Genomic DNA, 3,745 nt, shown 5'->3' on the forward strand with positions numbered 1-3,745 from the left:
CCCGGCCGCGTTGCGATGCCCGCCGCCGCCAAAGGCCGCCGCCACCACGCGCACGTCGTCCGTGCCGCTGGAACGCATGCTGATCTTGCTGCGCCCCGCGCCGTCGCCGCGCACCATCAGCGATACCCGCACCCCGGCAAGGCGCCGCAATTGCGAAGCGTAGCCTTCCAGATCGTCCTTGTCCGCGCCGTGCCGGGCGAACATGTCGTCGGTAATCACCGACACCGCAACCGCACCGCCGCAATGCAGCTCTATGCCCTGCATCAGCGCGCCCCACAGCCGCATGCGACCGATGGACCAGTTGTTTTCCAGCCGGTCGTGGAACAGGCCGGGCGCAAGCCCAAGCCGCACGATTTCCGCCGCCAGTTCCAGCAGTTCGCCGCTGGTGCTGCCGTAGCAGAAGTTGCCGGTGTCCGTGCAGATGCCCAGGTACACCGCCTCGCCCAAGGGGCCGGAAAGGGGCACGCCAAGCTCGCGCGCCAGCATGCCCGCCATCTGGCAGGTGGCGGCAAGGTGCGGCTCCACCCAGTTGCCCACCGTGCCGAACATGGGATTGCCCTGATGATGGTCGATGTTCACGCTGCGCAGCTCCGGCAGTCTGGCCTGCAGGTCGCCGCCCACGCGGTGCGCGTCGCCGCAGTCCAGAATCACCGCCAGGCGCGGGGTGAAACCTTCCAGTTCCGCCCAGGTGCGGGCAACCGGTCCGCCCATGTCCACCCAGCCGTACTGCTGCGGCACCCCGCTGGTGTTGTACAGCCGGAACCGCTTGCCCAGCGCGCGCAACATGTGCGCCACCGCCGCCATGGCCCCCACGGCGTCGCCGTCCGGGTTGGCGTGGCTGGCCACAAGGATGTCGTCCTCTGCACGGAGGATGGCTGCGATGCTGGCTGCGGTATCTGTCATGTGGGGTTCCTGCGGGGAGGGGGAGTTTATTATCAGGAGAGGAACCGGGGAGGGGACCTTTTGCGGCAGCCGTTATGTGAGCACTCGCGCGAACATTACGGATGGCGTCCGCAAAGCGTAAAAAGGTCTCCCTCCCCGGACCCCTCCCCCCAAATTTTTTCATTGGGCGGCAGATTGTTAGACAGAGTGCCTGTCTTTTTGTCCGGTGGAAGTCGGTTTGCCGACACGAGAAACTCGGCTACCCGGAGGGAACGTGCGGCAGCCGTTGGACGAGTCTTCGAGTCCTACGGATGGCGACCGCAACGCGCTCTTTGGTACGTGACCGATCCGGGTGGCGACGTTTGACGCAGCCAGCAGGCGAAAGGCCCGTCGCGCCTATTCGGCGGCGAAAAATTCAATATCGCTGTACGTCATCTCTTCGGGACACACGGCTTCCATCATGGCCAGGCACTTGTCGAGGCGGCTTTGCAGGTGCCGTTCGCTGTTGCTTACCGAAACCACGGCCAGCGACAGCCGGGTCAGGGAATCCTGGTTGCGCACCTCTGCGATGGACACGTTGAAGGTGTTGCGCACCTTCGTTTTCAGGCTGCTGGCTATGCGCCGCTTCCCCTTCAGGGAATCGTTGCCGTGCAACTCGAATTCCACCGTGAGCACGCCGATGATCATGGGGGTGCCGCGCCGCGTGGCGCATCGTTGACAAATCCCGCGGGTAAACCCCGCGCCAGTAAATCGGCAGGGCAGGAGGCTTGCGCCCCCTGCCCGCCGGAGGCAATCGTTGTCTGTCCTGTCTTACAGCGTGGCGGCTTCTTCGACCATTTCGAAGGCTTCGATGATGTCGCCTATCTTGATGTCGTTGAAGTTTTCAAGGCCCACACCGCATTCATAGCCCTTCATGACTTCCTTCATGTCGTCCTTGAAGCGCTTGAGCGACGTGATCTTGCCGGTGTAGACCACCACGCCGTCGCGCAGCAGGCGCACACCGGCGTTGCGGGTGATCTTGCCGTCCGCAACGTGGCAGCCAGCGATGGTGCCCACCTTGGGCACGCTGAAGGTCTGCCGCACTTCCACCTGGCCCAGGTACACTTCGCGCTGCACCGGGGCGAGCATGCCTTCCATGGCGCTCTTCACTTCATCCACAAGCTTGTAGATGATGTCGTAGAAGCGGATGTCCACGTTCTCCTGCTCGGCGATGTCCTTGACCTTGGCGGTCGGGCGGACGTTGAAGCCGATGATGATGGCGTCGGAGGCAGAAGCCAGCAGGATGTCGGATTCGGAGATGGCCCCGGCACCGCCGTGGATGATGTTGATGCGCACCTTTTCGGTGCTGAGCTTGCGCAGCGCCTCGGAGATGGCTTCCAGCGAGCCCTGCACGTCGGACTTGACGACAAGGTTGAGCACCAGGGCTTCCTGGTCGTCGACGCGGCGGGACAGGAACGTTTCCAGGGTAACCTTGGATTCGCGGGCCAGTTCCTTTTCGCGCTGCTTCACGGCGCGGGTTTCCGCGATGCGGCGGGCGAGCTTTTCGTCCGTCACGCACACGAACTCCTCGCCCGCTTCGGGCACGCCCTCGAAGCCCTGCACTTCCACCGGCATGGCGGGGCCGGCTTCCTTCACCTTCTTGCCCTGGTCGTTGAACATGGCGCGCACGCGGCCACTGAACACGCCGCACACGAAGGTGTCGCCCTGCTTCAGGGTGCCTTCCTGGATCAGCACGGTGGCCACGGGGCCACGGCCCTTGTCCAGCTTGGCTTCCACGATGTGGCCACGGGCGGGCTTGTCGGGGTTGGCCTTCAGCTCAAGGATTTCGGCTTGCAGGGCCAGCAGTTCCAGCAGTTCGTCCAGGCCCTGGCGGGTCTTGGCCGACACATGGCTGAACACGGTATCGCCGCCCCAGGCTTCGGACACCAGGCCCATTTCCGCCAGTTCGCGCTGCACGCGTTCGGGGTTGGCGCCTTCCTTGTCCATCTTGTTGACGGCAACCATGATGGGCACGCCAGCGGCCTTGGAGTGGTTCACCGCTTCGCGGGTCTGCTCCATGACGCCGTCGTCGGCGGCCACCACAAGCACGACGATGTCGGTCACCTGCGCGCCTCGGGCACGCATGGCGGTGAACGCTTCGTGGCCGGGCGTATCAAGGAACACGATCTCACCCTTCTTGGTGGTCACGTGGTACGCGCCGATGTGCTGGGTGATGCCGCCCGCTTCGCCCATGGTGACGTTGGTCTTGCGGATGGCGTCGAGCAGCGAGGTCTTGCCATGGTCGACGTGGCCCATGATGGTGACCACGGGCGGACGGTGCTGCATGGTTTCGGGCGCGTCCTCTTCCTTGGGGATGAGGTAATCGTCTTCCGAGAAGCCCACCTTTTCCACTTCGTAGCCGAATTCCGAGGCCACCAGGGTGGCGGTTTCAATGTCAAGCGACTGGTTGATGGTCGCCATGACCCCGAGACCGAACAGCACCTTGATGATTTCGGTGGATTTCAGGCCCATCTGGTGAGCCATGTCGGCCACGCGGATGGCTTCCTCGACCTTGATCTTGCGCTTGGCGGCCTTCAGCGGCTGGGTGGCGGTGGCGGCCTTCATGTCGCGGCCCTTGCGCCCCTTGCCGCGGCGGGAACCGCCACGGGGGAAATCGTCGTCCTCGCGACCACGCGGAGCGCGGTCAGCACCGGCCTGGAAGTCCACCGTACGGCGGCCCTTCAGGCGCTTCTTCTTGCTCTGGCCTTCGTCACCGCCAGCCGGGGGCTGGCCGGCACCGGGAGCACCGGGACCACCGGGACGGGGACCGTAGCCGGGGCCACCGGGACCACCGGGACGCGGGCCGCCGGGACCACCGGGACCG

The 3,745-nt window shown here is 64.9% G+C and carries 3 protein-coding genes; all 3 read right to left on the minus strand.

The window, feature by feature from the left end:
- The coding region (locus FVW20_RS09715) for a DHH family phosphoesterase (protein ID WP_196609269.1) at positions 1-903 on the minus strand (903 nt) is incomplete at its 3' end.
- Between the two features lie 375 nt (positions 904-1,278).
- The gene (locus FVW20_RS09720) at positions 1,279-1,569 is read right to left on the minus strand and encodes a DUF503 domain-containing protein (RefSeq protein WP_041728900.1); all 291 of its coding nucleotides are present in this window, start codon (positions 1,567-1,569) and stop codon (positions 1,279-1,281) included.
- A gap of 123 nt (positions 1,570-1,692) precedes the next feature.
- A partial coding sequence (gene infB, locus FVW20_RS09725) for a translation initiation factor IF-2 (RefSeq protein ID WP_196609270.1) occupies positions 1,693-3,745 on the minus strand: 2,053 nt, incomplete at its 5' end.

Origin of the sequence: Nitratidesulfovibrio oxamicus, assembly GCF_015731765.1 — a bacterium.
In the GTDB taxonomy this organism is placed as follows: domain Bacteria; phylum Desulfobacterota; class Desulfovibrionia; order Desulfovibrionales; family Desulfovibrionaceae; genus Cupidesulfovibrio; species Cupidesulfovibrio oxamicus.